This window comes from Homoserinimonas sp. (genome assembly GCF_056262345.1).
In genome coordinates this window covers 1-6,247 of sequence record NZ_JBACFR010000044.1, presented here as the reverse complement: position 1 = coordinate 6,247, position 6,247 = coordinate 1, and the positions used below count along the sequence as shown (strand labels likewise).

The following is a 6,247-nucleotide window of genomic DNA, read 5'->3' as shown; positions in this document are numbered from 1 at the left end:
GCATCCAGCACCAGAGCATTCGCATGGTCACCGATCGCGTGAACGGTCGGTTCGATGCCGGCGTCAACGGCACGCCGGATGAGTGGCATCACCTCATCGGGCGGCAGGGTGAGCAGGCCGTGCGAATCGGGACCGGAGAGTCCGGGATATTCGTCGTAGCAGAACGCGGTCCTCGTGCCGAGTGACCCATCGGTGACGACCTTGAGCCTGCCGACCGACGTCAACTCGTCGAGCTGCTGACCCGTGCGCAGCCCCAGTTGGATGGCGCGGTCGAGGTGCTGAGCGTAAATGCCGAACTCGATGCGAGTCGAGTCGGATCCCGAACGGCGGCGGCGCATCCAGTCGTCCAGGTTCCAGCGCATCTCGAGGTCGACAATGCCCACGATGCCCCTGGCTGCCGCTGATCGCAGCGCGCTATCGACCCAGCCGTCGAGAACAGCGTCGGGCGCGGCCAACAGCCGTTGCGAGACAGAGAAGGCGTCGTCCTCGCGCAGGACCCCGGTCGGATGATCCGCGAAACCATACATCTCAAGGGCGGCCGAGTTGAGCCAGACGCAGTGCAGATCATTGCTGAGCAGCACGACCGCCCGGCCCCCTGAGACCTCGTCGAGCGCCGTGCGATGCGGTGCATCCGGCCACAGGGCATCGTGGAATGCGGTGCCAACGAAGGGCGATGGCATGTCCGAGCGATCGACGCCACCGTGCCTTGCAGGCTCTGCCGCGAGGGCCTGCGACACCATGTCTGCCGCCTGCCGGGCGGATGACGCTGCCGCAAGGCTTACAGTCGAACTGGCAAAGGCCCACTGGCTCATATGCACGTGGTTGTCCCAGAGCCCGGGGATCACCACGCGACTCTCAAGATCGACCGTCTCGGCGGAGCCCTCGTGAAGTCCGGGAGCGATGCGCGTTATCCGTCCGGCCTCGATGAGGATGTCCGTGTAGCCGCTGGCGCTACTATCGGCGAGCCCAGCATCCTGGGCCCCCATGATGTTGGCATTTCGAAGCAGCACGCTCACCGTCCGTGCTCGCGCTTCATCTCTGCCGCCAAGTCTGGGTTGGCATAGGTCGCGCCCTCTGAGAGCTCGCCGATGACGGAATCCACTACGTCGGCCGGTTTGTTTTGGCTCAGTTTTGCCCTCGCCTCAAAACGGCTGACGACAAGTCGAAAGCCCACCGTGCCCGACACGATGCTCCGCCCATACTCCTCGTTGTTTTCGAGCAGGTGGGGGTGCGGCATGGAGTCCTCGAAGTGGTGAACAAGCTCCCCGAGCACGCGCCAGTTCTCTTCGTCGCTGAGAATCTCGGGCGTTCCATAGAGATGGGCGGTGACGTGGTTCCAGGTGGGCACCCCAGCCCCCGGTCCGTACCAACCGGGCGACACATAGCCGTGCGGCCCCTGGATTATCACGAGAATCTCGTGCTGCCCCAGCTCGAGAGCACGGTCGTCGGGACGACCGACGTGGCTGACGATGCTGATCTCATCCCGGTTCTCTTCGAGCACCACGGGGTAATGCGAGGCGACAAGGCCGTTGGCGGTATTCGAGACGATGGTCGCCCAGGGGTTCTCTCGAATCAGCCTCTTGACCTCGTGCGGATCAGTGACGACGAAGTGCGGGGTATGCCTCATCCGCTCATGATTGCAGAAGGCGGTGCCACTTTTTAACCCGTGGCGCTCAGCGCTGGCCGGTGAAGCTCAGCGCTGGCAGTTAGGGCACCAATAGAGTTTGCGGGCCGCGGCCATAGCCATGGTGATGTGGGTTCCGCAGACCCTGCAGGGCTGCCCTTCGCGGTGGTACACCCAGTGCCGGTCATCTCTGCTGGCGAGCGCGGCGACATAAGCCTCGCCTTCCAGCCCATCCATCGTCATCATCTGACCCGTTTCAACGCCAATCGAGAGCAGATGCACCCAGTCCCGCCACAGATCGCGCACGACCTCTTCTGGGACGAGCTTGCCGGGCGTATAGGGATCAAGCCGCGCCCTGAACAAAAGTTCCGCCCGATACACATTGCCGATGCCGCTCACGACGGACTGATCCATCAAGAGAAGGCCTATGGGCGTGGCCTTCTTGCGCACGGCAGCGACGAAGCGCTCTTCGCCCTCTGCGGGGTCGCCGACGAGCGGGTCCGGTCCGAGTTTGCCGATCGACACGGCGACCTCGTCGGGGGTCTGCACTTCACACGCTGTTGGCCCTCGGAGGTCGGCCACGGCATCCGTCGTCAGGAGGCGAACGCGCACCTGCCCGATGGGCGGCGGGGGAAACTCCTCAATATCCTCGCCCTGTCGCTCGGACTCCGACATGCGGAGCCGCGTGCGGCGGGGGGCGCCGATGCTGTGGAGGGACGCCTCGTTCTCACCGCGAGAGCCTGCTGCTCCCGGCACAACTAGGTCGTGCCCGGTGACAAGCTGGGCGTCAGTGCCGCGCTGATTGGTCTGCCCCATGCGGCCTCCCGCAGAGGTGACCGTGGCATCCGCCGTGATGTCTCCCGCAAAATCCCAGGCGCCATAGAGCCCCAGGTGCACTCGCAACCACAGCCCATGATCGAACTCAATGAACATCTGCTTGCCCACAGCAAGTGCGTCGACCATGGTGTGACCATCGAGCTTCTCGGCACCAGCAGAAAAACGACCCTGTGGCGAAGAAACGGCCACGGGTTTGCCCACAAAGTGCAACGAGAACTGCCGCGCGATGCGGTGAACGGAATGACCCTCAGGCATCGCTAGACGATCTCGTGCCCGGCGATGGCCCCCGTGGTCTCGTACTCGGCCAGCTGCGCAATGCGGCGAGCGTGGCGCTCGTCACCGGGAAACGGTGTGGCGATGAACGTGTCGATGAATGCAACGGCCTCATCGACCGAGTGCTGGCGTGCGCCGACCGAGATCACGTTGGCGTTGTTGTGCTCACGAGCGAGCTCAGCGGTTGCGATGCTCCAGACGAGCGCCGCACGAATGCCCGTGACCTTGTTCGCGGCGATCTGCTCTCCGTTGCCCGAGCCGCCGAACACCACGCCGAGCGCCTCGACGCCCTCTGCCTGGTCGCGGGCTACGCCACGGGCCGCGTTGATGCAGAACGACGGATAGTCGTCCAGCGCGTCGTAGTGATCGGGACCGTGGTCGACGACCTCGTGCCCCTGCGCGGCGAGGTGCTGCTGCAGGTGCCGGCTGAAGTCGAGTCCCGCGTGATCGGTGGCGATATGGATGCGCATGCTGACAATTCTATGAGAGGCCTAGTCGAACTGCGGGTCGCGGGTGCGCGAGCGCTTGAGCTCAAAGAATCCGTCGTAACTCGCCGCCGCCACGACTCCGTCCCAGAGGGAGAGAGCCTGCTCACCCTTGGGCGCAGGCGAGATCACTGGGCCGAAGAAGGCCACTCCGTTGACGGCGAGAACGGGGGTACCAACGTCTTGGCCCACGCGGGAGATGCCCTCCGCATGGCTAGCCCGCAGCTGGGCGTCGTATTCGTCGCTGTCGGCGTAGCGCGCCAGAGCGGGGTCGAGACCAAGCTCGGCGAGCGCACCGGCGATCACCTCGTCGACATCCTTCTGACCGCCCGGGTGGATGCGGGTGCCCAGCGCGTCGTACAAAGGCTTGACGATGTGCTTTCCCTCGATCTCGGCGAGCGCGGCGACGAGTCGGGTGTACCGCATCGCCCGTGGAAGGAACGCCTTGTAGAAGTCGCTCAGGTCTTCTTTGTCTTCGTTGAGGACGGCCAGGCTCATGATGTTCCATGAAATGTCGAGGTCGCGGTGCTTCGCCACCTCGTCTACCCATCGGCTCGTCATCCAGGCCCAGGGGCAGGATGGATCGAACCAAAACTCAACGCGGGCGCTGTTCGTATTCGTCATACCGCTAGTCAACCGCACACCCTCTAACTTTGCCGACCTGACCGCAAGATGAGAGTTCGTAGGGACTCTCGCCCCAGCGCCCCCCTGGCACTGGTCTTCGGCATAAGACGGGCGCACACTTGATTCAAAAGCGCATCCGTCTCGACCAGGAGGTGGCTCATGGGCGGCGTGACTAACGAGCAAATGCAGGGCATCCCAAACTTCGTTCCCGTGTTGTCTCGCGGCAGGCACCGGCGACCAAAGCAGGGTGCGTGCTTCATGGAATTCGCGTCGTATATGGCGGGCGAACGGTGGAGCGATCATCCTGAGTGCACCCATCCCCTGCTGGCGTTCCTCGCCAGAGGAGTGAATGACTTCACGACGGATCGCGGCAGACAAGAACTTGCCACGCTTGTTCCTTCGGTCGTCGGTCTCAATGGTGACTCACCGGCCGTGGATATCGCCATCGCCCTGAGGGTTGCCGTGACGGCGCTCGGCTCGGTGAGCGAATCGCGGCAGCGCACTCTTGCTACGGGCGTGATCGCGTGTCAGCGAGCCCTGGATGCGAGCCAGAGTGAGATCGTGTGGGCACAGTCGCTCATGGCTGAGGCCGAACGTGAGGCTCCGCTGGCAATGCAGTGGGCGCGCGAGTTCTGCCAGAGAAACCAGCCTCGTGCACCGATCTCGTTTGCTCGGGCCGGACGGGCGATCGTGAGCACCGCCGTTTTGGGCGCAGCCCAGGCCTGCATTGCCGACCAGGATGCGCTCTTAAAGCAGATGCTCGAGGGTGCAATCGCCGATTGCGAAGCCCTGCTCGGCAAGCCGGACAGCCACAGCGCTCTGCCGACACCGGCAAAGATCTGGAACGAGAAGAGGGTTTCCGCAGAGCTCTAGAGAGTCGACGGTTAGGCTTGCTGCGAAGCAATCGACCAGTGATTTGAGGAGCATCGATGCCCGGAGACAATCTCACCCGCCTAGAAGCACAGGAGCGCAGTGCGCTTGTCTCTGTAGAAAGCTACGACGTCACACTTGATGTGACCACGGGCGACGAGACCTTTCTCAGCACCACCGTCGTAACGTTCGCGGCTACCGCCGGTGCCTCGACGTTTATTGACGCGATCACCCGCACGGTGCGCTCGATCAGCCTCAACGGTGCGGAGGTGCCGACTTCGGCCGCGGATGGCTTGCGCATCCAGCTCGACTCCCTCGACTCACACAATGTGCTCACCGTCGTTGCCGAGATGGAATACACGAACACGGGCGAGGGACTTCACCGCTTTGTTGACCCCGTCGACGGCGAGGTCTACCTGTACTCGCAGTTCGAGGTGCCCGACAGCCGACGCGTGTTCGCGGTCTTCGAGCAGCCTGATCTGAAGGCCGAGTTCTCGTTCACGGTCATTGCGCCCTCGCGCTGGCAGGTTGTGAGCAACTCCCCCACGCCTGAGCCCGAGATCAGTGGTGAGGTGGGAACATGGCGTTTCTCGCCCACCCCCCGAATCTCCTCGTACATCACGGCGATTGTGGCCGGACCCTACGACGTGGTTCGCAGCGAGTTGACCAACCGCAGCGGTCGAGTGGTTCCCCTGGGTGTTTTCTGCCGCCGCTCGCTGAGCGAGTACCTCGACGCCGACTACATCTTCGACATCACTCGCAAGGGCTTCGAGTACTACGAGGAGAAGTTCGACTACGACTACCCGTTCGAGAAGTATGACCAGCTCTTTGTTCCCGAGTTCAACGCTGGGGCCATGGAGAATGCCGGATGCGTGACGTTCACGGAAACGTATGTGTTCCGCGGCAAGGTCACCGACGCCATCAAGGAGCGTCGCGTCGTCACGATCCTTCACGAGCTCGCCCACATGTGGTCCGGCGACCTCGTGACGATGAAGTGGTGGAACGACCTCTGGCTCAATGAGTCGTTCGCCGAATGGGCCTCCACTATCTCGACCGCCGAGGCGACCGAGTGGACAGAGGCATGGACGACCTTCCAGGCAATGGAGAAGAGCTGGGCGTACCGCCAGGACCAGCTTCCGTCGACCCATCCCGTGGTTGCGACCATCAACGACCTCGAAGATGTCCAGGTCAACTTCGACGGCATCACCTACGCCAAGGGCGGCTCGGTTCTCAAGCAGCTCGTCGCGTGGGTTGGCCGCGATGCATTCTTCTCGGGTGTTGCCGCGTACTTTAAGAAGCACGCGTACGGCAACACCGAGCTGAGCGACCTGCTCACGGAGCTTGAGACAACAAGCGGCCGCGACCTGTCGAGCTGGTCGAAGCTGTGGCTCGAGACCGCCGGCGGCAACACGCTGCGCCCCGAGATCGAGCCGAGCGGGGATGGCCGCATCACCTCGTTCACCGTCGTGCAGACGGCAACGAAGGACTACCCGACCATCCGACCCCACGGCTTGGCGATCGGGTTCTACGAACT

Annotated in this window: 7 protein-coding genes; 2 read left to right on the top strand and 5 right to left on the bottom strand. The window is 63.3% G+C overall.

Annotated elements, in window-relative coordinates; translation table 11 throughout:
- From AC062T_RS02120 to AC062T_RS02100, 5 genes are all read right to left on the bottom strand, one after another.
- On the bottom strand, window positions 1–1,010 hold a 1,010-nt coding region (locus tag AC062T_RS02120; RefSeq protein ID WP_476026962.1), incomplete at its 3' end, for an amidohydrolase family protein.
- Between the two features lie 2 nt (window positions 1,011–1,012).
- Complete coding sequence (locus AC062T_RS02115) at window positions 1,013–1,627, bottom strand: FMN-binding negative transcriptional regulator (protein WP_476026960.1); 615 nt, start codon at window positions 1,625–1,627, stop codon at window positions 1,013–1,015.
- A gap of 66 nt (window positions 1,628–1,693) precedes the next feature.
- On the bottom strand, window positions 1,694–2,716 hold the full coding sequence (locus AC062T_RS02110) for an Fpg/Nei family DNA glycosylase (RefSeq protein ID WP_476026959.1): 1,023 nt from the start codon (window positions 2,714–2,716) through the stop codon (window positions 1,694–1,696).
- A 2-nt stretch (window positions 2,717–2,718) separates the two neighbouring features.
- Entirely contained in the window at window positions 2,719–3,204 is a 486-nt protein-coding gene (locus AC062T_RS02105) for a ribose-5-phosphate isomerase (protein WP_476026957.1), read from the bottom strand.
- Between the two features lie 21 nt (window positions 3,205–3,225).
- Window positions 3,226–3,843, bottom strand: coding sequence for a mycothiol-dependent nitroreductase Rv2466c family protein (locus AC062T_RS02100; RefSeq protein ID WP_476026955.1), 618 nt, complete (start codon window positions 3,841–3,843; stop codon window positions 3,226–3,228).
- 258 nt (window positions 3,844–4,101) lie between these two features.
- On the opposite strand from AC062T_RS02100, the gene AC062T_RS02095 reads away from it, so the two are divergent.
- Together AC062T_RS02095 and pepN are read left to right on the top strand one after the other, a co-directional pair.
- Window positions 4,102–4,716, top strand: a complete 615-nt coding sequence (locus AC062T_RS02095) for a hypothetical protein (protein ID WP_476026953.1) — start codon at window positions 4,102–4,104, stop codon at window positions 4,714–4,716.
- Window positions 4,717–4,772: 56 nt separating this feature from the next.
- A partial coding sequence (gene pepN, locus AC062T_RS02090) for an aminopeptidase N (protein ID WP_476026951.1) occupies window positions 4,773–6,247 on the top strand: 1,475 nt, incomplete at its 3' end.